The sequence below is a fragment of the Amycolatopsis sp. NPDC028719 genome, from assembly GCF_055565395.1.
In genome coordinates, this window is the sequence record NZ_JBVHUL010000017.1 from 61,650 (window position 1) to 83,169 (window position 21,520).

The 21,520-nt window shown below is 72.1% G+C and carries 22 protein-coding genes; 9 read left to right on the forward strand and 13 right to left on the reverse strand.

The genetic code is table 11. The features are described from left to right. Positions 1-37: 37 nt before the first annotated feature. Complete coding sequence (locus ACZ4TR_RS46920; protein WP_465295379.1) at positions 38-643, reverse strand: TetR/AcrR family transcriptional regulator; 606 nt, start codon at positions 641-643, stop codon at positions 38-40. Positions 644-705: 62 nt separating this feature from the next. Further along, positions 706-1,758: a zinc-binding dehydrogenase gene (locus ACZ4TR_RS46925; protein WP_465295381.1), complete on the reverse strand. Its 1,053-nt coding sequence runs from the start codon at positions 1,756-1,758 to the stop codon at positions 706-708. Between the two features lie 68 nt (positions 1,759-1,826). Here ACZ4TR_RS46925 and ACZ4TR_RS46930 point away from each other — a divergent pair, with 68 nt between their 5' ends. Then, entirely contained in the window at positions 1,827-2,579 is a 753-nt protein-coding gene (locus ACZ4TR_RS46930; RefSeq protein ID WP_465295383.1) for a helix-turn-helix transcriptional regulator, read from the forward strand. An 81-nt stretch (positions 2,580-2,660) separates the two neighbouring features. Here the strand turns inward: ACZ4TR_RS46930 and ACZ4TR_RS46935 are convergent, their stop codons facing one another. Further along, the gene (locus tag ACZ4TR_RS46935) at positions 2,661-4,184 is read right to left on the reverse strand and encodes an FAD-dependent oxidoreductase (protein WP_465295385.1); all 1,524 of its coding nucleotides are present in this window, start codon (positions 4,182-4,184) and stop codon (positions 2,661-2,663) included. Positions 4,185-4,272: 88 nt separating this feature from the next. Between ACZ4TR_RS46935 and ACZ4TR_RS46940 the strand changes: the two genes are divergently transcribed. Then, positions 4,273-4,884, forward strand: a complete 612-nt coding sequence (locus tag ACZ4TR_RS46940; RefSeq protein ID WP_465295387.1) for a TetR/AcrR family transcriptional regulator — start codon at positions 4,273-4,275, stop codon at positions 4,882-4,884. Positions 4,885-4,923: 39 nt separating this feature from the next. Here the strand turns inward: ACZ4TR_RS46940 and ACZ4TR_RS46945 are convergent, their stop codons facing one another. Next, positions 4,924-5,562 carry a TetR/AcrR family transcriptional regulator gene (locus ACZ4TR_RS46945; protein ID WP_465295389.1) on the reverse strand — a complete coding sequence of 213 codons (639 nt, stop codon included), beginning with the start codon at positions 5,560-5,562 and terminating at the stop codon, positions 4,924-4,926. A 175-nt stretch (positions 5,563-5,737) separates the two neighbouring features. On the opposite strand from ACZ4TR_RS46945, the gene ACZ4TR_RS46950 reads away from it, so the two are divergent. Both ACZ4TR_RS46950 and ACZ4TR_RS46955 read left to right on the forward strand, forming a co-directional pair. Next, the gene (locus ACZ4TR_RS46950; protein ID WP_465295391.1) at positions 5,738-6,571 is read left to right on the forward strand and encodes an alpha/beta fold hydrolase; all 834 of its coding nucleotides are present in this window, start codon (positions 5,738-5,740) and stop codon (positions 6,569-6,571) included. Next, positions 6,564-7,130: a TetR/AcrR family transcriptional regulator gene (locus ACZ4TR_RS46955; protein WP_465295392.1), complete on the forward strand. Its 567-nt coding sequence runs from the start codon at positions 6,564-6,566 to the stop codon at positions 7,128-7,130. The genes ACZ4TR_RS46950 and ACZ4TR_RS46955 overlap by 8 nt, the downstream gene beginning before the upstream one ends. A 237-nt stretch (positions 7,131-7,367) precedes the next feature. Here the strand turns inward: ACZ4TR_RS46955 and ACZ4TR_RS46960 are convergent, their stop codons facing one another. Then, positions 7,368-7,523 carry a hypothetical protein gene (locus ACZ4TR_RS46960; protein ID WP_465295394.1) on the reverse strand — a complete coding sequence of 52 codons (156 nt, stop codon included), beginning with the start codon at positions 7,521-7,523 and terminating at the stop codon, positions 7,368-7,370. A 37-nt stretch (positions 7,524-7,560) separates the two neighbouring features. Here ACZ4TR_RS46960 and ACZ4TR_RS46965 point away from each other — a divergent pair, with 37 nt between their 5' ends. After that, positions 7,561-8,079 (forward strand): GNAT family N-acetyltransferase, encoded by a 519-nt coding sequence (locus ACZ4TR_RS46965; RefSeq protein WP_465295396.1) that lies wholly within the window; start codon positions 7,561-7,563, stop codon positions 8,077-8,079. Positions 8,080-8,088: 9 nt separating this feature from the next. Here ACZ4TR_RS46965 and ACZ4TR_RS46970 read toward each other — a convergent pair whose 3' ends face one another. Next, positions 8,089-11,391, reverse strand: coding sequence for a hypothetical protein (locus tag ACZ4TR_RS46970; RefSeq protein WP_465295398.1), 3,303 nt, complete (start codon positions 11,389-11,391; stop codon positions 8,089-8,091). Between the two features lie 58 nt (positions 11,392-11,449). Here ACZ4TR_RS46970 and ACZ4TR_RS46975 point away from each other — a divergent pair, with 58 nt between their 5' ends. Next, a complete protein-coding gene (locus tag ACZ4TR_RS46975; RefSeq protein WP_465295400.1) occupies positions 11,450-11,998 on the forward strand; it encodes a hypothetical protein in 549 nt (182 codons plus the stop codon). Here the strand turns inward: ACZ4TR_RS46975 and ACZ4TR_RS46980 are convergent. The 3 genes from ACZ4TR_RS46980 to ACZ4TR_RS46990 form a co-directional block, all read right to left on the reverse strand. After that, positions 11,995-12,207 (reverse strand): hypothetical protein, encoded by a 213-nt coding sequence (locus ACZ4TR_RS46980; protein ID WP_465295402.1) that lies wholly within the window; start codon positions 12,205-12,207, stop codon positions 11,995-11,997. The two genes, ACZ4TR_RS46975 and ACZ4TR_RS46980, sit on opposite strands and share 4 nt — an antisense overlap. A 137-nt stretch (positions 12,208-12,344) precedes the next feature. After that, complete coding sequence (locus tag ACZ4TR_RS46985; protein WP_465295404.1) at positions 12,345-12,548, reverse strand: hypothetical protein; 204 nt, start codon at positions 12,546-12,548, stop codon at positions 12,345-12,347. A 13-nt stretch (positions 12,549-12,561) separates the two neighbouring features. Then, the gene (locus ACZ4TR_RS46990; RefSeq protein WP_465295405.1) at positions 12,562-12,687 is read right to left on the reverse strand and encodes a hypothetical protein; all 126 of its coding nucleotides are present in this window, start codon (positions 12,685-12,687) and stop codon (positions 12,562-12,564) included. A gap of 136 nt (positions 12,688-12,823) precedes the next feature. On the opposite strand from ACZ4TR_RS46990, the gene ACZ4TR_RS46995 reads away from it, so the two are divergent. Then, on the forward strand, positions 12,824-15,586 hold the full coding sequence (locus ACZ4TR_RS46995; RefSeq protein ID WP_465295407.1) for a glycosyl hydrolase family 65 domain-containing protein: 2,763 nt from the start codon (positions 12,824-12,826) through the stop codon (positions 15,584-15,586). A 24-nt stretch (positions 15,587-15,610) separates the two neighbouring features. Here the strand turns inward: ACZ4TR_RS46995 and ACZ4TR_RS47000 are convergent, their stop codons facing one another. After that, complete coding sequence (locus tag ACZ4TR_RS47000; protein WP_465295409.1) at positions 15,611-17,293, reverse strand: SulP family inorganic anion transporter; 1,683 nt, start codon at positions 17,291-17,293, stop codon at positions 15,611-15,613. Continuing rightward, positions 17,290-17,700: an ArsR/SmtB family transcription factor gene (locus ACZ4TR_RS47005; RefSeq protein ID WP_364516095.1), complete on the reverse strand. Its 411-nt coding sequence runs from the start codon at positions 17,698-17,700 to the stop codon at positions 17,290-17,292. Before ACZ4TR_RS47005 ends, ACZ4TR_RS47000 begins: the two co-directional genes overlap by 4 nt. Positions 17,701-18,249: 549 nt before the next feature. Here ACZ4TR_RS47005 and ACZ4TR_RS47010 point away from each other — a divergent pair. Further along, the gene (locus tag ACZ4TR_RS47010; RefSeq protein ID WP_465295411.1) at positions 18,250-18,609 is read left to right on the forward strand and encodes a group I truncated hemoglobin; all 360 of its coding nucleotides are present in this window, start codon (positions 18,250-18,252) and stop codon (positions 18,607-18,609) included. 20 nt (positions 18,610-18,629) lie between these two features. Here ACZ4TR_RS47010 and ACZ4TR_RS47015 read toward each other — a convergent pair whose 3' ends face one another. Both ACZ4TR_RS47015 and ACZ4TR_RS47020 read right to left on the reverse strand, forming a co-directional pair. Further along, positions 18,630-20,237 carry a peptide chain release factor 3 gene (locus ACZ4TR_RS47015; protein ID WP_465295413.1) on the reverse strand — a complete coding sequence of 536 codons (1,608 nt, stop codon included), beginning with the start codon at positions 20,235-20,237 and terminating at the stop codon, positions 18,630-18,632. A gap of 77 nt (positions 20,238-20,314) precedes the next feature. Beyond that, complete coding sequence (locus ACZ4TR_RS47020) at positions 20,315-20,536, reverse strand: hypothetical protein (protein WP_465295415.1); 222 nt, start codon at positions 20,534-20,536, stop codon at positions 20,315-20,317. Between the two features lie 58 nt (positions 20,537-20,594). On the opposite strand from ACZ4TR_RS47020, the gene ligD reads away from it, so the two are divergent. Continuing rightward, a complete protein-coding gene (ligD, locus tag ACZ4TR_RS47025) occupies positions 20,595-21,515 on the forward strand; it encodes a non-homologous end-joining DNA ligase (RefSeq protein ID WP_364516103.1) in 921 nt (306 codons plus the stop codon). The last annotated feature ends 5 nt before the right edge of the window (positions 21,516-21,520 follow it).

A 21,520-nucleotide genomic window follows, 5' to 3' on the forward strand; every position in this document is an offset into this window, starting at 1 on the left:
ACCTTGGGGTTGGAATTCAAGCTACGCCATCCTCCGGTCACTCGGCAACCGGCCGGTCGGCCGGCAGCATGAGGCGTTCCACGGCGCGGACCACCGCCGCGCGCCTTCGGGCCCGCTCCGCGGGGTTGTTCGGGTTCGCGCCGGTCAGCAGCTGCGCCAGCTGGGGCACGGCGACCCACCACGCGGCGAGGGCGACGATCATGAAAACGGCGTAGTCGGCGTCGATCTCGTCGTCGAGCGTCCCGTCCCGCTGCGCGGCGGCGTACCGGGCGACCTTGCTCTGGTAGTGCGCGCCGCGATTCGCCTCGTCGACCGGCGGCTCCTGGCTCAACGCCTCCCACAGCAGCAGGCGGACCAGCTCCGGGTGCTCCTGGTGGTAGTCGAAGGTGCGGCCGGCGAACTCGCCGATGTTCTCCAGGCCCCCCGGCGGCTCGCCGACCGCTACCGCGAGCTGCTGGAGCTGCTCGGCCAGCACCGTCTGGAACAGGGCTCGCTTGTCGCCGAAGTAGTTGTACAGCCGTTCCTTGTTGATGCCGGCCCGTTTCGCGATGTCGGCCATGGTCGCGTCCGGCCCGCGGTCGCCGAACTCGGCGACCGCGGCTTCCTTGAGGCGTCGTCGTGTTTCCTCGGTGTCCCAAGCCATGACCGGAGCCTAGAGGATTCCAACCGTAAAGTTGGATACGGGCTCTGCTCCCGAAGGCGCGGTCAGGGGACGAGCGCCACGAAGCCGAGGCCCGTCGTGCGCTCGGCCAGGTCGAGTGCGGCCGCGGGGTCGTCCAGGCCGACCGTCAGCAGCTCGACCGCGGAGAGGTCCAGCAGCCCGGTGCGGACCAGGTTCCACACCGTGGTCACCGTTTCGTCGTCGCTCATCCAGGAGCCGCGCAGGGTGAGCCTGCGGTGCATCAGGTCGCTGTAGGGAATGGTGAGTTCCTGGCGTACGCCGCCGATGAGCACCAGGGTGCCGCGCCCCCGCAAGCTGTCGTAGGCGGCCATGGTGGCGTCCGCCGTCGGCGTGGCACCGAGGGCGTCGAGCGCCACGTCCACCGGGCCGATTCCCGCCGCGTCCGTCGCGCGGTCGCCGGTCAGCCGGTGGGTGCGGACGCGGGGGCCGAGCTCGGCCAGCCGGTCGAGCGCCTCCTTGTTGCGGCCCACCGCCGTCACCGTCGCCGCGCCTTCCGCCAGCGCCAGCAGCACCGCCGCGCCGCCGAGCTGGCCGGTCGCGCCGATCACCGCGACGTCGCGGCCGGCCAGGGTGCCCGCCGCGTGCAGGCCCCCGGCGGCGATGCAGAGCCACGGCAGGAACGACAGCCGCGCCGGGTCCGGGTAGTCCTCCGCGCCGGGCAGCTTGACCATCGTTTCCTTGGCGCAGAGCGCTTTCTCCGCGAACACGCCGTCGTGCCACACCGCGCGCATGCGGTCCGTGCGCTCGCTGCCGGCGCCGGAGCCGCCCAGGCCGACCCAGCCCACGAGGATCTCGTCGCCGTCACCCGCGTCGAGCCTCGACGTGTCCAGCACGATGTCGCCCCGGGCGACGTGGAACACGTCGGGCGCGACGTCGAGCACTCGTCCGATGCAGGACGGGCCCAGGATCAGGGGCACCGGCAGGCCACCGCGGTTCCCCCGCACCACCATCTTCGTGTACGCCGGGAGGTGCGCGGAAAGCACCTCGACGATCACGCCACCGCCCTGGAGGGTGGGCGCCGGCACTTCGGTGAGGCGTACGTCGTCGTCGTGTGCCGCAACAGTCCAAGCTCGCATGGGACAAGTCTTGCGTCGCGGTAAGCTGGTATCCAGAATCGCGTTGTTCTGGTACTGGAGGTTCCAGGTTGAGCGTCGAGCTGGGCACGTTCCTGCGCAGCCGCCGGGAGCGGCTGGCCCCGGCCGACGCGGGCCTGCCGATCACCGGGCGCCGCCGCACCCCGGGGCTGCGCCGCGAGGAGCTGGCCCTGCTGGCCGGCATCAGCGCCACCTGGCTCACCTACCTCGAGCAAGGGCGCGACGTGCGCCCCTCCGGTCAGGTGCTCGACGCCTTGGCGCGGGCGCTGCGGCTCAGCACCGCGGAACAGGAGCACCTGCACCGCCTCGCCGGGGGAGGCACGACGTCCGAAGAGGACGTTCCGGAGGAGGTCGCGCCCGAGATCGCGGGCGTCCCGGCGTTGCTGGGGGACAACCCGGCGTACGTCACCGGGATCTGTTACGACGTCCTCGCGCAGAACGCCGCCGCCGCGGAGCTGTTCCGGAACAGCGGGCCGGGCGGCAACATCGTGCGCTGGGTGTTCACCGAGCCCGTCGCCTGCGAGGTACTCGTCGACTGGGAGCAGGAGGCACGCAACGTCCTGGCCCGGCTGCGCGCGATCGCGGGGCGCCATCCCGACCACCCTCGCGTGACCCGGCTCGTGGCCGAGCTGACCGAGACGAGCCCCGAGGCGCGCGAGTGGTGGCCACAGTACGACATCCAGTTCAGCCACGCGGGCCGCAAGCGCTTCCGGCATCCCCGGCTGGGCGTGATCACCGTGTCCCACGCGGCGTTCCACGTCGCCGAGCGGCCCGAGCAGACTCTGGTGGTCTACCACCTGTGACGTGCAGCCCGCCTTGCTGAACCGTCGACAGGGTTTACTCCGCACCGATCGACGGCAGCGCCGTCCGGGACGACGAGCGGCTCAGCCGATCGAGGCGAGGTACCGCGCCACCGCCGCGATCTCACCCGCGTCGGAGATCAGCCCGATGTACCCGTCGGGACGGATCAGCACCAGGGTGCGGTCGGTAGCGCCGTACGCGCCGGCGAGGTGACCTTCGGTGTCGGCGACCTCATCCGGACCGGCCGGCCGATCGACGACGCGGAAGCGCTCGACGCCGGGCGGAAGGGGTTCGGCCGGGGAACCGAAGTCCAGCAACGTGAAACGCCCGCCGCGCGTCAGGTCGAACAGCCGGCGTTCGCCGTCCACCGTCGTCTTCAGCGCGGTCGCGTCGGGAGCGCGATCACCCGCGCGGAGCACCGCCGTCTCGTCTCGGTCGTCGACCGCCAGGGCGGAGCCTCGGTAGTCGACGTCGAGCTGCAGCGTGCTCGCATCGCGGCGGGTGGAGACGCCGCCCTGCTCGAGGGTCCGCTCGAGACGAGCGGTCGAGGACACGAGCACGCCGGCGGCGACCGGCCGCCGCTCGGCTTCGTAGCTGTCGAGCAGTGCCGGTGAAGCACCCTTCGCGACGGCGGCCAGCTTCCAGCCGAGGTTGTACGCGTCCTGGATGCCGGTGTTCATCCCCTGGCCGCCGGCGGGTGAGTGGATGTGCGCCGCGTCGCCGGCCAGGAAGACGCGTCCCGTGCGGTAGCGGTCGGCGAGGCGGATGTTGGCGCGCCACAAGGACGACCACTCGGGTTCGCGCAGGCGGAGGTCGGTACGCCCGCTGCGCCGCTCGAGGATCGCCTGCAGGTTCGCGACGCTGAGCTCGGGATCCTGTCCGGGCGCGAGACCGGCCTGGTACTGGAAGACGTCCGTCGAGGGCAGCGGGCAGAGAGCGAGGAAGCCGTCGGCGTGCCGCCACATGTGCCAAGCCTCGCGATCGAGGCCGTCGACGTCGACGTCGGCGACCAGCATCCGCACTTCTTCGCGGGTCTCGCCCTCGAAAGCGATCCCGGCCTCCTTGCGGACGGTGCTGTGGCCGCCGTCGCAGCCGACCAGCCACCGGGCGGTGATCGTCTCGGCCTCGCCGTCCTTGACGACCACCGCCGACACGCCCTCCTCCGACTGCTCGAAGCCGACGAGCGTGGTGCCGAACTCGACGGTGCCGCCGAGGTCCGTCAACAGGAGCCTGAGCGCCTCTTCGACGCGCCATTCCGGGGTGACCAAGCTCGTCGTGTAGGGAATGTCGGGGCGGTTCCGCAGCGACTCGGGCTCCGCGCCACCCAGGGTCACCTGACCGTCGAGCGCGACGGACCGCATCGGCATCGCCGGCCGGCCGTGGGCGAGCACCCGCTCGACGATGCCGAGGTCGTCGAACACCTCGAGGGAGCGCGGCTGGAGTCCCTTGCCGCGCGAGCCGGGCTGCGGTCCGGGCGAGGCCTCGACGATCCGGGCGGCGACACCGCGCCGGGCGAGGTCACAGGCCAGCGTCAGCCCGGTGGGGCCGGCTCCGACGATCAGTACGGCCGGGCCATTCCGCTCCGGCGGCACGACGTTCTCGATCATCGCCTCGTCCTCACCTTAAGAAAGGGAACTCTGTCCTGTTAGCGTAGGGAGACTTGTCAAGATAGGCAAATCTTTCTAGTGTGACGTAGTGGCCACCGAGGCAGCCGAGTCCGTCCGCCGTCGTCGCCGTGGTGAAGAGCTCGAGTCCGCGCTGCTCACCGCGGCCTGGGACGAGCTGGTCGAGGTCGGGTACGCCCGCCTGACCATGGGTTCGGTCGCCGTCCGCGCCCGCACGAGCGAGCCCGTGCTCTACCGCCGGTGGGCCAACAAGGATCGGCTGGTCCTCGCCGCGCTCGATCACCACCGGAACGCCCACCCGGTCGCGGATCCCGACACCGGAAGCCTGCGCGGTGACCTGATCGCCCACCTGACGGCCGTCAGCGAAACCCTCGCCGGCTTCTACGCCATCGCCGTGGCCGCCGCGTTCTCCGGGCTTTTGGCCGACACCGGCCTGAATCCTTCGCAGGTCCGCGAGCAGGTGATGGGCACTCGGCTCGAGCGTGTCCGGGCGCTCTTTCAACGCGCTCACGACCGCGGCGAGCTCGACCTCGAGCGCGTCCCCGGCGCGGTGCTCGCCATGCCGTTCGACTTGGTGCGGCACGACATGCTGATGGATCTGGGGCCGGTGAAGCCCGCGCGCATCCGGTCGATAGTCGACGAGCTTTTCTTGCCGCTGCTGCGGAACAGTCAGGAAAGCTGAAGCCGGTCGGTCGGTGACGGTACTCGCTGCCGGCGGGCCTCAGTCATCGGATCCGTGGTACTCGTGCCGGGGTCCGTTGTGGTCGGTTCCCTCGGGCTTCCCGGTGTCCTCATCGGACAGGCCGACCCGCAAACCGGCGATGAGGCTGTCGACGACGAAAGTGAAGCTGCGGTCGACATCCCGGCTCAGTCCGAAGCCGCCCGCGTTCTCCAGGGTGACGAATCCGTGCAGGGCCGAGCGCAGCGCGCGGGCGGCGTCCACCACCCGGCTGCCCGGCAGGTCGAAGCCCCCGAGAACGGCGTAGAGGATCTGCAGGATTTCGTTCGCGATGCGCCGCCCCTCCGCGTCGTCGGGCCCGGGTGCCCGCAGGCCGGCGGCGTAGCGCCCGGGGTGCCGGCCGACCCAGTGGCGGAACGCGTCCGCGTAGGCCCGGACCGCGGCCGGACCGGCCAGCCCGACGGTGGCCCGCATCAGGGTTTCCCCGAGTTCGCGCCACGTCTCGACGCTGATGCCGTGGCACAGCGCGTCCAGGGAACTGACGTGCTTGTAGAGCGACGGGGTCCGCACGCCGAGCCGTTCGGCCAGCAGGCCCATCGTCAGGTTTTCGTAACCGAGCTCGTCGGCCAGTTCGGCGCCCGCGGCCACGACCGACGCGGGAGTGAGGCCGGCTCTGGGCATGGTGACCTCCCGAGTCCGAGGGCCTGTCGGCGTTAGCCGGGAAGCTATCTCCGTTAGCTTCCGGTGTCAACCGGTGCTGCTCGGGTGACGCGGCCACCGTGAGCGAGCGTTGACATCGTCGGCTAATCAGATTAGCTTTTGGCTAACCACATTAGCCAACTTCCCGGAGGTTCCCATGACGCAGCACCTGACCGTCGACGGTGGCACGCTCGCCTACGACGTGACCGGCGATTCCGGGCCGCTCATCGTGCTCGCGCACGGCCTGGGCGACAGCCGGCAGGCCTACCGCTTCGTCGCACCCGAGCTGGCGGCCGCCGGCTACCGCGTCGCCACCATCGACCTGCGCGGCTGTGGCGAGTCGAGCGCGTCATGGCCGTCCTACACCCAAGAAGCGATCGCGGACGACTTGCTGGCCCTCGTGCAGCACCTGGGCGGTCCGGCGACGCTGGTCGGCCACTCGTTCGCCGGCGGCGCGGCCACCATCGCGGCGGTCAAGCGCCCGTCTCTGGTCACCGCGCTGATCGAGGTGGGGCCGTTCACGCGCAAACAGCAGGTCGCGCTGGGCGATCTGCGGGTGGCCGGCTACCGCCGCGGCGCGCTGCTGCTCGGGCGGGCCGGCATGTTCGGCAGCGTCACCGCGTGGAAGAAGTACCTCGAGCTCGCCTACCCCGGACCCAAGCCCGCGGACTGGGACGCGCGGATGGGCCGGATCGACGCCATGCTGCGCGAGCCGGGCCGGATGAAGGCGTTTCGGTCGATGGTCCGCGCGGGCGCCGCCGAAGCCGGCGGACAGCTGGCCAACGTCCGCTGCCCGGTCCTGGTCGTGCAGGGTGGTCTCGACTCGGACTGGGTGTCGCCGGAGGACGAAGGGAAGGCGATCGTGGCCGCCCTGCCGACCGGACTCGGCCGGCTGGTGGTGGTTCCCGGCGCCGGCCACTACGCGCACGTCCAGTTCCCGGCGCAGGTCGTCAGCGAGGTGCTGGCGTTCCTCACCTCGGCTCGTGCCTAGGGCGGGCCTGGACCGGGCCGCGGTCGTGACGGCCGCCGCCGCGCTGGCCGACGAAGTGGGCCTCGCGGGCCTGACCATGGGCCTGGTGGCCGAACGTGTCGGCGTCCGCACGCCCTCGCTGTACAAGCACATCGCGGGCCAGCATGATCTCAACCGGCGGATCGCGGCACTGGCTCTCACCGAGACGGCCGACGCGACCGGCACGGCCATCCAAGGCCGCGCCGGCCAGGACGCCCTCACGGCCGCGGCGCGCGCCTTCCGCGACTTCGTGCTCACTCACCCGGGCCGGTACGCGGCGACCATCGGGGTCGCCGAAACGGGCCCCGACGACCCGATCGCGATCGCGGAAGGCCGCCTGCTGGAGTCGTTCACCGCGGCCCTGCGCGCGTACGACGTCAGTCCGCACGACCTGGACCACGCCTTGCGCGCGGTCCGCAGTTTCCTCCACGGTTTCGCGACTTTGCAGTCGGCGCAGGGCTTTCGGCGGTCCGCTCACGTCGGCGACAGCTTCGAGTGGCTGATCGCGCTCGTCGACCGAGGGCTGCGTTTTCCTTTGTGACCCGGACGCCGGCGCCGTCTTCGCCGGCCCAAGACGATTCGGGGTTTCCTGCCGAAACACCGCCCTCTGGCTGCCCAAGCCCGGCGGCCGCTTCGAAGTCGGTGCCGCCCCGTACACCGCACCAGGTCCGCGGGAGGTCGTGGTCCGGATGCACGCGGTCGCGGTGAACCCGGTCGCGCTCCAGTTCGGAGCCGGCGGCGACCACGGCGACGAAGTGATCGGTGAACAGCGTGGAGGTCACGGAGAGGGGAGTCGCACTTCCCTCACCTCGTCGTCGTCCGTCGCCCGTTCGACATGCGGGAGAACGCCGAACGCGGACAGCCGCACTTCGTCCTCGGCCACCACGAACTCCACACCGGCGCTCTTCCACCACCCGGCAACCACCACGATCACGGCCGGACAGGACGTTCGCGCGTGGAAGAGTGTTCTCATGGCGGGCGGAGTGATGCCGGGGCGTGCGGTCGTGCTCGAGACGGATCGCCTGGTGCTCAGGCCTTGGCGGGTGGCCGAGGCTGCCGTCCAGCGTGAGCTGTGGACCGAACGTGATCCACGAGTGCCGCCGCACCGCCGGATAGACGCGGAGGGGCGCCCCACGGTCGCGGAGCTCGAAGAGGCGATCCGCGTCGGCCCGTCGTCCGGGTTGCCGGCGGTCGAGCGGAAGGCCGATGGTGACGTCATCGGTTACTGCGGGCTGGTCGACGGCGGGCGGGGGCCGGAGCTGGCGTTCGAACTGCTGCGCCGGGTCTGGGGTCAGGGATATGCGACGGAGGCCTCGATGGCGGTCTTGGACTGGGCCAGGTCGTCCGGGTACGCACGTTTGTGGGCCACGGTCTGGGAGTGGAACACGGCTTCTCGCCGTGTGCTGGAGAAGCTCGGGTTCACCGAGACCGGGCGAGCGGAAGTGGACCCCGTCCACGGGACCACGCTGGTCTTCACGAAACGGCTCTGACCTAACCGGTCACTCGGGAGCGAAGAAGAGGTGCGACGCGCGTTCGCGGACGTCGGCGTCGGAGTGGTCGCGCAGCGCCGATACCAGCTCGCGCCACGGAGGCGGCCATCCGGCGTGGGGGCCGGCCTGGCTCGCGATGCTCGCCGCGAGCAACGCCTCCGCCGGGCTTGCCGTGAGGGCTCGGGCGGTGCCGAGCAGCTCGGGGCGGCCCGGGTCGTGGCCGGCCAGCCAGGCCGCGAGCCGGTCCGCCACTTGCCAAGCCGGTGCGGGACGGTCGGCGAGGGCGGCGATCCGGCGGAGGGCCGGCAGCAGGTCGCCGTGGCGGGGCAGGGCGGTGACGGCGAGCAGGAGCGCGTCCGTTCGGTACTCCGCCCGCTCCGCCAGTGTCATGGACAGCCGCAGCGCCGCAGCGCACATCGTTTCGCCGCCTGTGTCCAAGCGGGCAGCGAAGCGGACGAGGAAGAGACGCAGTCGTTGCCGCGCCGGCTGATCCCGGCCGTCGGCGACGAACTCGTCCCTTTCGGCGAGCGTCGTCACCACGGCGGGCAACGGCGCCGGATCGCCGGTGACCTCGCAGGCGGTGAGCAGCGCTTCGACCGCGGCTCGCCAGGTCGCGGTGCGGGTCAGATCACCGATCACGGCGACCAGCGCGGGAATTCCTTCGCGGTCCCAGGCGCTCCACGCGGGCCAGGCGGCCAAGCCGGTCCGCGCGGTGTCCGGGTCGGCGCTGCCCGCCACGGTCCGCACCAGCGCGCCGTAGCGCGCGCGGTAGCGCTCGGCGATGGTCGTCGGGCCCGCTTCGGTCACGGCCGTGGCCACCGCGCTCATGGTGGCCGCTTCGGCGAGCCACTGCCAAGCACGGCCGTCGTCGAGCAGCCGGCGCGCGGCCGACACGATGGCGCGGCGGAGGTCGCGGTGCAGATCCGGGGTCGTCCACAGGGCGGCCAGTTCGCCGGCCGCATCGGGCACGCGGTGCTCGGCGAGCAGCCGGATCGCTTCCTTGCGTGCCGTCACCTTCTTCCCGGCCAGCACGGGGCGGAGCGCGGCACCCAGGTCGGCCGGCGGGATGGTCCGGGCGGCCCGGCCGGCCGCGTACACCGCGACCCGGGCGCGCTCGGTATCGGCGTAACCGAGCAGCGTGCCCAGCGCATCGCCGGGCCGATCGGTCCACGCCAGGCCGGCCAGCGCCGCCTCGACCACGGCGAGCTCGTCGTCTTGGAGGAACGGCAGCACGTCGTCGACGCGGGCACCGGGCAGGCTCGCCAGGTGGGTCACGGCTGAAACCCGTTCCCAGACCGCCTTGCCGGGCGCGGTGGCGAGGTCGGCCAGCAACTCCGCGTACCGGGTGACCTGACGGGGCAGCCAGTTCCGCAACGACCCGCCGAACGTCGGCACCAGCCGGACACCGCGGGCGACGAACCGGCCGTGTGGCGGCCGGTCCAGCACGCGGTCGAGCAGATCGGTCCGGCGCCCGCTGACCGCGCTCGCGACCGCGGTCACCGTGATCGTGGACGAGTCGCGTCGCAGCACGGCCTCGACGCGTTCGTCCCGGCTCGCGGGCGGGGCCAGCCACAGTTCGAGCGCCCAGCGGACCGTGTTGTCGTCGGCCGCGCCGGTCGCTTCGCCCACGACGGCTTGGAGGTCGGGCATCGTCCACGCGCGCCGGTGCAGGCCCGACGCCAGGGACAGGGCCAGGTCATACCGGCCGGCGCGGGCGTCGGCGGCGACGCGGGGCCGCAGCGCGGACCACACGGTGTGCTCGGCGCCGCGGGGGAGGGCCTGGTCGAGCCGGTGCAGGGTGAGGGTGCGCGCGTGTCCGCCGGATCGGGCGAGGACCAGCAGCCCGCTCTCGACCAGGTCGGGCCGCGCCGTGAGCGTCCCTTGCCGGACCAGGGTGACCGCCAGGGTGCCGACGGTCTGGCGGGTGGCCCAGGACGCGTCCTTGGCCTGGACGGCATCGGTGGCCAGCTTGACCACTGTGGACGGATCGGCCGACCGCAGCAGCCAGCCCGGGATCGCGGCGATCGCCGCGAGCGCGGCGTGACGGACCGGGTCCTGCTCGTTGGGCAGCCGGGTCAGCGACGCCAGTACGCGAGCGACGACGTCCGGATCCCGGGTGGCCGCCGCCGCGCCGATCAACGACGGGTAGCCGAGAACCCGCTCCACCGCGGCCGGCCGAGCGGTCGCGGCGCGCAGCAGGGGCTCGGCCTCCGGCCACGGAAGCCGAGCGGTCGCCTCCCGCCGCAGATCGGGGTGGTCGGCCACCGGGCGGGTGGCCAGCAGCCGGCGGGCTTGCTCGTGCCGGGACCGCCACGGCAGGAGGTCGAGCAGCGCCATCGGCAGTCCGGCCTGCTGCAGGTTCCGTTCGCCCAGCGCTCCACTCAGGACGGTCGCGCGCCGGCCGGGCGGGAGCCCGCGCAGCAACGCCGTCAACCGGGTCACGTCGATGAGGGAGCTGCGCGCGAGCGAGGTCAGGGTCTCGTCCGAGGCCAGCCGCAGAGAGCGCTCCATGCTCCGGCCCGGCCGGAACCGGATGCGCCGCCCGGGATCCGCGAGGAGCGCGACGACACGGTCCGGATCGGCCTCGATCGCCTTGGCCAGCCAGCGGTCCGCGCCGGCCGGCAGCCCGGTCGGCGGCCCCGAGTGCGCGAGCAGGTCGACGAGCTGGCCGGGCTCGTGCCGGACCAGTTGCTTCAGCGCCGGGCCGAAGCGCGCCCAGGTGGCGTTGCGACCGGCTTCGCCGGCTTCGGTCAGCCGGTGGCGCAGGTGCGCGAGCACGACGGCGGCGTGCCGGCGGGTCAGCGCGGCGAGGTTGGGCACGGCGAAGTCCAGTTCCGGCAGCAGGGCCGTCACCGTCCCGGTTCCGCAGGCCGGGAGCACGGCGGCGGCTTCGTGGTCACCGAAGCGTGCGCGCACCGAAGGCAGGAGAGCTTCCGCCCACTCGGTGGCACCGGTGGCGCGCACCGCGCGGTAGAGGGTGTGCCGCCAGGCGAGGGGCGCGGTCGGGAGCGCCGCGGTGAGGACGTCGAAGTGCAGGCCGCGGCGAGCGCAGTGGTTCATCGCCAGCCCGGCGACGCGGGTGTCGGCCGCGACGAGGCTGCGGCGCAGGTGCGTGTCGTCGCCCGCGATGACGGCCATCGTCACGGCCCAGGCGCGCGGCAGTCCGGGAACGGTGTCCAGTTCCGCCAGCAGAGTGGTCAGCTCCGGGGAGCCGGCCAGCGCGCGTGCGGTGTCGGCGAGGACTCGCCGTCGTTCCGGCGCCGCCAGCGGGTCGATCCGGGTCAGCAGCGCGCGCATGTCCATTTCGGCCATTGTTCCCGATCATGGAGTTCGCACCAACGCAATTCCGCCCGGCGGCACGACCAGGACCGTGTTCCTCGCCGATCGCACCACGAAGGGCGTGGTCACCGCCTACGATCGGCTCGGCGCGGCCGGACGCCTCGATCTCCGGTGGAGAGCTGTGGAGGCGAGCATGTCACCCCTTACCTCGACGAGCATCGAGACCATCCCGCGGGTACTGCTGCTCGTAGTGGGTGTGCTCGGCTTGATCTTCTCGATCAAGGGACGGGCCAAGGGGGTGTCCGGCTTCATGGTGGGGGCCTTCGCCGTCATGCTCGTCACGACGGTGGCGGGCATCGTGTGGCAGTTCGTGGCGCTGAACGCGGCGTCCTGGAGCCGGTCCAGCCACCTCGGCGTGGACGACCTCCGCCTGATCTTCCTGGCGGTGGGTATCCCGCTCGACGTCGCCGCGGTGCTCTCGTGGCTCCTGGTCGTGATCGCGGTCGTCAAAGGCGGCCGTCCGCCTCGACAGGCCGGTTTCCCGCCTTATCCGGGGCCTGCCGGTTATCCGATGGTCGCTCAGCCGGGCTTCGTGGGTCCCCAGCACGGCTACCCGCACACCCAGCAACCGCCGAATTAGCCTTCGAGGTCAGGCGGGACGCGCCACGTCATGCTCTGCCACCGGATACCGAGGGCGGCGAGCGAGCCGCAGAGGACGACGATCGTCGCGGCGAAGACGGCGATTCCGGTCAGGTCGGAGGGCCGGTCCTCGGCGGTGAGCCACGCCGCGGTCGCCACGAAGGCGATCGCGGTGGCGAGCGTGATCGGCCAGTGCCGCAGCGAGGCCACCAGACGTCGCCCGCGGCCGGGAGCGCCGCCGGGGCGGCGCGAGGAACGAACCCGCCACGGCCCGAGGTAACGGACTTTGCCCAGCAGGGTCGACAGCGCCAGCCCGCTGGTCAGGCCGAACAGCAGCGAAATCCCGGTCAGCCCGGCGAGGAACAGGCGTGCAAACGGACGCTGATGCCGGTGACGCTCACCCGCGCGGATCCGGTCGCGAAGTACTCGTCGCTGCGGGCGTCGAAGTCCGATCGCCGGCTCAGCCGCACCATGATCAGCGGTGCGCCGGTCATGACCAGCATGAGGAGCACGACCACGATCGACCCGCTGCCGCTCGCGTCGCCGGACATCGCGAACAGCTGGTCAGGGGTGGCCGGCGCCCGCGGACCACAGGATGGCATCCAGCAGGAGCACCGGATCGACGGCGAAGGCCAGGCGGTCCCCAGTGCTCAGCACCAGCGCGACCGACGCGAACACCGCGATGACCACTTCAACATAGTCGAAGTGCAAGCACGCCGCCGCGGCCCGTATTTACCAACTCCCGTCCGCTGTATATGTTGTCACCCACAACATATTCACCGTGGCGGGGTTTTCCCACGTCCCGCCGCCAGGAGGGGTCGTTTCGATGACGAAACACGACAGAGCCGGTGGTTCCCGCGCCGGCGTGCTGAGGAGCCGGGCGGCCCTCGTGGTGACGGCCGGCTGCCTGCTCCTGGGCGTCACGACGGCGCCCGCCGCCTCCGCGAGTGGCCACGCCGGCGGGGGCGACGGGTGGGTGCTGAGCACGACCGACACGGCGAAGAACTACTCGCCGACGTTCGTCGGCAACGGCTACCTCGGCGCCCGGGTCCCCGCGGCGGGCCACGGGTACAGCAGCAAGCCCATCGTCACCCAGTCGCAGCTCGCCGGCTTCTACGGCGCACCTTCGGCCGGGCAGGAGGAGCGAGCCGGCCTGCCGACCTGGACCACCCTCGGGTTCGGGCGCGGCGGTGACATCTACGGGCTGGGGGAGTGGTCCTGCGGATTCGGGCAGCTGTGCCCCGCCGCGTACGGGAAGATCTCCGGGGGCGCGTTCGTCGAGAGCTCTCACCCCGGCTCCACCACCGGCGCCTACCTGGCCGGGCTGAACACCGACGACAAGCCGACGGTCGGTGGCACCGACGTCATTCCCGTCCGGGACGCGCCGGCCGGTCCGGCGACGCTGGCCGTGCGGTACGGCAACGGCAGTGGCGGCCCGCAGACCGTCCACATCGGCGTCAACGGCCAGTCGCGGCAGGTGTCCGTACCCAGCCTGGCGAGCTGGGACGACTGGGCGGTGGTGACCGTGCCGGTGACCCTGACCGCGGGCGCGAACACCGTGGAGGTCACCGTCACCGACGGGGACACGGCGCGCGTCAACGTCGATTACCTCGCGCTGTACCCCGACGGCGCGCAGCCACCGACGCAGGTCGCTCCGGCGACCGTGGGCACCACCACGAACTACCGGCAGTCGATGGACCTGCGCACCGGGGTGCTGACCACGTCGTTCGACTGGACCTCACCCGCCGGTGACACGACGAGCTTCACCTACGAGGTCAACGCCAACCGCGCGGACGGCCACCTGGGCACGGTGAGCGTGCGCGCGGTCCCGCACTGGACCGGAACGGCCACGGTGGTCGACGCGTTCGACGGTCGAGGACTGGACCACGCCTCGACGAGGGACTCCCGGGTGGACAGCCGGACCGCGACCCTGTCGCAGACCGTCGTGAGCGACGGGAACCTGGTCACCGCCGGGATGAGCTCCGCGCTGCGCGTCGAGGGCAAGACGCTGCCCACCCGGGCGATCGCCGACCCGGGTGACGGCGGCGCGGGGCAGCGCGCGGACTTCCCGGTGCGCGCCGGAGCGCCGGTGCGGATCACCAAGTACGTGGGCGTCGCCTCCGGCGTCGACACCGACCGGCCGCTCGCGGCGGCGACTCCGCAGCAAGCCGCCGCGAAGACCGCGTCCCGCGCCGCCGCGGACGGCTACCAGCGGGTGCTGGCGCGCAACCACGACGCCTGGGCACGCCTGTGGCAGTCGAGCATCTCGGTCCCCGGCGACCCCGCCATGACGGCGCAGATCCACGCGTCGATGTTTTACCTGCTCGCGAGCGTGCGCGCCGGGGTCGTCTGGAGCGCCAGCCCCGGCGGCCTGTCTTCGGACGGCTACAGCGGGCACGTGTTCTGGGACATGGAGACGTGGATGTACCCGGCGCTGCTGGCCCAGTACCCCGACATCGCCGCCGACGCGAACACCTACCGGCAGCAGCGCCTGCCGGCGGCGCGGGCGGCCGCCGCGGCACTGTCCACCCCGGACCACCCGATCAAGGGTGCGAAGTTCCCGTGGCAGAGCGCGCTGACCGGCAAGGAGACGACCCCGGACTGGTCTCCCGACGGCAAGCAGGAAATCCACATCAACTCCGACATCGCCCTGGCGCAGTGGCAGTACTACGAAGCGACCGGCGACAAGGCGTGGCTGCGCGACAAGGCGTGGCCCGTGCTGCAGGGCATCGCCGACTATTGGGCCACGCGCGCTGTGCCCGACGCGGCCGGTGGATACGCCATCAACGACGTCAAGGGCGCCGACGAGTACCACGACAACGTCAACAACAGCGCCAGCACCAACGCCGGCGCGCAAGCCTCGCTGCGCATCGCGATCCGCGCCGCCGGCATCGTCGGCCGGACCGCCGATCCGGCGTGGGGCAAGGTCGCCGACGGCCTGAAGATCCCGGTCGACACCGGCGCGAACATCCATCCCGAGTTCGACGGGTACGCCGGGCAGACCGTCAAGCAGGCCGACGTCACGCTGCTGCAGTACCCGTGGGCGGTGCCGATGTCGCCCGGCCTCGCCCAGAACGACCTCGACTACTACCGGCAGCGCACCGATCCGAACGGCCCGTCCATGACGGACGCGATCGCCACCATCGCCGGTGCGGCCCTCGGATCGCCTGGCTGCCAGGTCTACACGTCCCTGCGCGACAGCGCGGGCCCGTACCTGGCGGCGCCGTTCGACCAGTGGTACGAGACGCGCACCGGCGGAGCGTTCGACTTCACGACGGGCCAGGGCGGTTACCTGCAGGAGTTCCTCTACGGGTTCACCGGGCTGCGGTGGGGAACCGACGCCGTCACGGTCGATCCGTTCCTGCCGCCGCAGCTGCCGGGTGTCGACATCACCGGCGTCCAGTGGCACGGCCGCACGTTCGACCTTTCGGTGGGGGCGCGAACGACGAAACTGGTTCTGCGGTCCGGTCCGCCGCTCCCCGTCCGGGTCGGCATCGGCAGTGCCGACGTGCGACAGGTCCGGCCCGGCAGCACGCTGCAGGTGCCCACCCGGCACCCCGCGGGCGATCCGGCGGACTGCGGTTCCTGATCGCTGCCCGTCCTGGGTGATGAACTACCCGGGGCGCACCGGTAGCGCGGGATCGGCCGCCTGCGCGCGTCGCACGTGCGATCGGGCGTGGGCGGCCGCTTCGCCGAGGTCGGCGAACAGGTGGTTCTCGTGACGGAGCTTGCCGAGGGCGCCGGTGGCGCTCAGCAGGTGCCGGTGGTGCGGCCGGATTCCCTTGAGCAGCACCGTGATCCCGCGGGCTTCGAGTTCTTCGATCGCTTCGCCGAGCGCTTTGGCGCCGGTCGCGTTGAGGAGGTGCAGGCGGGACAGCCGCAGGATGACCACGAGGATGTGGTCGGCGGTGCCGGCGACTTCGGTGACGATGCGTTCGGAGGCGCCCCAGAACAGGGCACCTTCGAAGCCGAACACCGCGATGTGCTCGTCGCCGGGGGTGGCGGGGCCGGGCAGCGGGTCCTGCCGGGCGTAGGCGGCGCCGGCGAGGTGCCGCAGGGCGAAGAACGCGGCGACGAGCAGGCCGATCTCCACGGCGAGGATGAGGTCCGCCGCGACGGTCACCAGTGCGGTCACGGCGAACGTGGCCGCGCTGGAGCGGCTCGCGTGAAGAACTTCGCGGATCGTGCCGAACGGGACCATCTTCAGGCTGGTGACCATGAGGACCCCGGCCAGCGTGGCCAGGGGGATGCGGGAGACGAGACCGGTGGCGGCGTAGATCACCGCGAGAATCACCAGTGCGTGCGTGATGGCCGCCAGCCGCGTGCGGGCGCCGGAGCGGACGTTGACCGCGGTGCGGGCGATCGCGCCGGTGGCGGGCATGCCGCCGAAGAGGCCGCTGGCGATCGAGGCCAAACCCTGGCCGACGAGTTCGCGGTCCGGGCGGGTGGGCCCGACTGGTGGCCCCGTGCGGGTCATCGTCACGGCGACGCGAGCGGAGAGCAGCGATTCGATCGCCGCCAGCGCGGCGACCGCGACGACGGCTCCGGTGAGGTCGCCGACCGCTCCGAGGGTGAAGGACGGCAGCGCGGGGGTCAGTGCGCTCGGCAGGCTACCGATCCGCGGGAGCGGCGCGTGGACGAGTTCGGCGGCGACGGTCGCCGCGGCGACCGCGAGCAGGGACGCCGGTATCCCGCGGTGCAGCTTGGGCAGCACCAGCATGATCACCGCGACCAGCACCACAGTCGCGACCGTCCAGACGGCCGTGCCGCCGCCGGTCACGGCATGGGCGATGGCGCCGGCGGCGGCCAGGAGCGGGTTCTTCCCCGGCGGCGCGGTCGTGCCGACGGCCGCGGGGACCTGCTGCAGGAAGATGATGCAGGCGATCCCGAGCGTGAAGCCCTCGACGACCGGCCAGGGGAGGTAGCCGACGAGCCGGCCCAGCCGCGCGGCTCCCGCGACGAGCACGACCAGGCCGCCGAGGATCGAGACCAGGGCGACCGAGGACGGCCCGTGGGCGGCGACGATCGGGGCCAGGACGACGGCCATCGCACCGGTCGGCCCGGACACCTGGACCGGGGAGCCGCCGAAGACCGCGGCCACGATTCCCGCCACGACGGCCGTGACCAGACCGGCGGCCGGCCCCGCACCCGAGCTGACCCCGAAAGCCAGAGCCAGGGGGAGCGCTACGACACCGACGGTGACCCCGGCGAGCAGATCCGCGCGCAGCACCGGCCCGCGCAGGTCGTAGTCACCGCGGCCCGGCAGGAGGTCACGAGCCGTCGCGAGGGCGCTCACACCTGGGCCGAGACCGCGTCGAGCACGGCTTGGGGACTCGCGCCGGGGAGCGGCGGCAGCTCGCGCGCGGCGCGCAGCTGCTCCGAGCCGGGCCGCAATCCGGCGAGCAGGAAAGCGCGGGCGACCACGAGCAGCTCGGCCACCAGCGGTTCGGCGAGCCAGTATTCGACGGCGTTGCCGGAGCGCGACGAGGTGACGACCCGGGTACGGCGCAGTACCGCGAGGTGCTGGGACAGCTGGGAGGCTTCGCAGCCGGTCACCTCGAGCAGCCGCGTCACGGGCGCGCCTTCGTCACCGGCGGCGGCCAGCACCTCCAGGACCTGGATCCGCGTCGGGTGCGCGAGGCACTTGAACAGGTCGGCCTTGATCCGGTACAGCGGCTCGGTCGTGCGGGACCTCGCGGGCATGGGCACCTCCTGGATTGATGACTCTATCAATCCATCAATCCGCGGCGGCACCCCGGTCGAGCTCAGCCTGGGGTACTACCCGGGGAGCGCGGTCGGCTCGGTGCTGCCGGACAGCCGTGCGGCCGACGTTTCCGGCGACATCGGGGCGCCGGATCTCCCGGCGCCCCGGACGTCTCGGATCAGCGGACCGCTCGGGCCGGGCTCTCGCCGGGAGGCGAGTCGAGTTCGGAGCTCTCGGGGAGCGTGCCACGGCGCAGGTCCGCTTCGGTCCGCACCTGGACGCGGCGGGGATTCGCGACAAGACGGGGAGTGGGGTTCTCGTTCACGGCGGTCCTTTCGACATCTTCCAGTTCCGGTCTACCCCGAGTGCCGGACGAGCGAACTGTGATCAACAGCGCAGGTGGTGCTCGCCATAACGGCCGCGTATCCCCGGGTCGCGATCAGCTGCCGTGAGACCGATCTAACCGGCAGTTGATCGTGGACTTACGCGCGAGAAACCTCCCGGCGGTTCCCTGGTCACCAGGGTGACCACCACGACCGGGAGGCGAAGTGACGAGCATCTACGAACAGATCGGCGGCCAGGAAGCACTGGTGGCCGTGGTCGACGACTTCTACGAGCGGGTCCTGGCCGATGCGGAGCTGGCCGCCTTCTTCAAGGGCACGAACCTGTCGCGGCTGAAGGGCATGCAGGTCGAGTTCTTCGCCGGCGCGCTCGGCGGCCCGGACGAGTACCGCGGCCGGTCCATGAAGGACGTCCACCGGGGCCGGGGCATCGAGCGGCACCACTTCGATCTCGTCGCCAAGTACCTGGCGGACTCGCTGCTCGCCGCGGGTGTGCCCGAGGAGACCACGCAAACCATCATCGGTGCCGTCGCGCCCTTGTCGGCGGACATCGTCTCCCCGGCATGAGGGCCGGGTGACCGGCGGTCTCAGCCCTCCGCGACCAGCGGTTCCAGCACCAGCTCGGGCACCCGGCGCTGCAGGATGCGCAGGTCCATCTCCTGCTCGAACAGGGCCAGCTCGGTGCCGTCGGCGCGGGTGAGCACCTCGCTGCGGCGCTCGCCGTTCACGATGGACCGCTGGGCGGGGTCGGGGAGCCGCCGCACCGCGGTGTAGGGCAGGTGGTCCAGCCGGACCGGGCAGGTGAACTCGTGCTCGAGCCGGTGCGCGGCGACCTCGAACTGCATCGGCCCCACCGCGGCCAGCACGGGGGCCGCGTCGCCGCGCAGGTCGGAGGTGAGCACCTGGACGACGCCTTCGGCGCCGAGCTGTTCGATGCCCTTGCGGAACTGCTTGGCCCGGCCGAGGTCGGTGGGCCGGGCGACGGCGAAGTGCGCGGGCGCGAAGCTCGGCAGGCCCGGGAACCGCACGGCCGGCTTGCCGTCGTGGAGCGTGTCGCCCACGCGCAGCGCGGCGGCGTTGACGAGCCCGATGACGTCCCCGGGGTACGCGGTGTCGAGAGTGGATCGCTGCTGCCCGAAGACCTGCTGGACGTACTTGGTGGCGAAGGGTTTTCCGGTGGTGGCGTTGGTCACGACCATGCCGCGCTCGAACTTCCCCGAGCACACGCGGGCGTAGGCGAGCTGGTCGCGGTGCGCGCGGTCCATCCCGGTCTGCACCTTGAACACGAACGCCGAGAAGGGGTCCTCGAGGTCGCGCGGACGCCCGTCGACGTCGGTCCGGGCGGTGGGCCGGGGTGCGAGCTCGACCAGCAGGTCGAGCAGGTGGCGGACGCCGAAGTTCAGCACGGCCGCGCCGAACAGCAGCGGGGTCGCCGAGGCGTCGGCGAAGCGCGCGGGGTCGAACTCGCCGCCGGACGCCTGGATCAGTTCCGCTTCCTCTTGGGCCGTCGTCCACTCGTGGCCGGCTTCGGCTTCGGCGGCCGCGGGAGTGAGGTGCTCTTCGGGGGCGGCGGTGGCCCCGCCCGTGGTCCGCCCGTAGCGCACGAACTGGCCGCTGCGGAGATCGGCGACGCCGCGGAAGTGCCCGGCGCTGCCGACCGGCCACGTCAAGGGCATCGGCGGCAGCCCGATCCGCTCGGTGAGCTCGTCGCACAGGTCCAGGGCCTCTCGGCCGGGGCGATCCCACTTGTTGATGAACGTGATCACGGGGATGCCGCGGTAGCGGCACACGTCGAACAGTTTCAGCGTCTGCGGCTCCAGGCCCTTCGCCGCGTCGAGCAGCATCACCGCCGAGTCGACGGCCGACAGCACCCGGTAGGTGTCTTCGGAGAAGTCCGCGTGCCCCGGCGTGTCCAGCAGGTTGATCACCGTGCCGCCGTACTCGAACTGCAGCGCCGCCGACGTGATCGAGATACCGCGGGCGCGTTCCATCTCCATCCAGTCCGAGGTGACGCCGCGTCGCCCGGCCTTGCCGTGCACGGCACCCGCCTCGGAGATCACCCGCGCGTGCAGGGCGAGCGCTTCGGTCAACGTCGATTTGCCCGCGTCCGGGTGGCTGATCACCGCGAAGGTCCGGCGCCGGCGGGCCTGCGCCGGCACCTCCGTTTCTGCGGGCTGGAGCGTGGTCTCGGTCATCACCGGCAACCCTACCTTCGCGTGACGGCGGGGCCGGGCGGGGCAAGGCCGGATCGCCGGCGCCCTCGGTCGCGCGGCTACTTCCGGCGCCCGAGCACCTTCGCGCGGTCGTGGGCCCACCCGGCCAGCACGATTCCGGCCGCCGTCGCCACCAGATAACCGACCAGTGTTCCGGGGAACCCCGCTCCCGGCCATCCCGGCAGCCCGGTGTTCGCGTGGTCGATCAGCAGCCGGATCGCGCTCTGGGCGCCCAGGACCGTCAGGACCGCCCCCAGGATCTGCAGCACGTCGAACTTCACGGTGTCCCCCTCCATTCTGATACGAACGTATCATAACCATGGGTGATAACCTCGCGGCGTGGCGGGGAGCCGGATCACGGTGCAGGTGGGCGAGCGGCAGCTGACGCTCTCGAACCTCGAAAAGGTGCTGTATCCGCGCCACGGCTTCACCAAGGGCGAGGTGCTCGACTACTACACGCGCATCGCGCCGCTGCTGCTGCCGCACGTCCGCGACCGCGCCATGACGTTCGTGCGGTTCCCCGACGGTGTCGCCGGCGGCTCGTTCTTCGAGAAGGACGTCTCGCGCCACGCGCCCGACTGGGTCCGCACCGCCCGCCTCACCGTCGGCGGCCGCGGCAAGGAGCCCGAGGTCATCGCGTACCCGCTGATCAACGACCTGCCCGAGCTCGTCTGGGCGGCGAACCTCGCCGCGCTCGAGCTGCACGTCCACCAGTGGACCGTCGACGGCGGCGACGAGCGGAGCACGCCGGACCGGCTCGTGTTCGACCTCGACCCCGGACCCGGCGCGACGGTCGTCGACTGCTGCCGCGTCGCCGAGCGCCTGCACGACGTGCTCACCGCCGACGGGCTCACCCCGGTGGCGAAGACCAGCGGCTCCAAGGGCATGCAGCTGTACGCGGGCGTCGTGACGACCGACGCCGCCGAGACGTCGCAGTACGCGAAGGCGCTCGCCGAGCGGCTCGCCGCCGAGACGCCGGACCTCGTCGTCGCGCGGATGACCAAGACGCTGCGGCCGGGCAAGGTCTTCATCGACTGGAGCCAGAACAACCCCTTCAAGACGACGATCGCGCCGTACTCGCTGCGGGGGCGCGACGAGCCGACCGTGTCGACCCCGGTCACGTGGGACGAGGTGCGCGCCTGCCGGCACGTCTCGCACCTGAGGTTCACCGCCGACGAGGTCCTCGACCGCGTCGGCGACCTCGGTGACCTCTTCGCCGAACTGGACCGGACGCGCGTTCCGATTCCTGCGTTCGGCTGAATTTC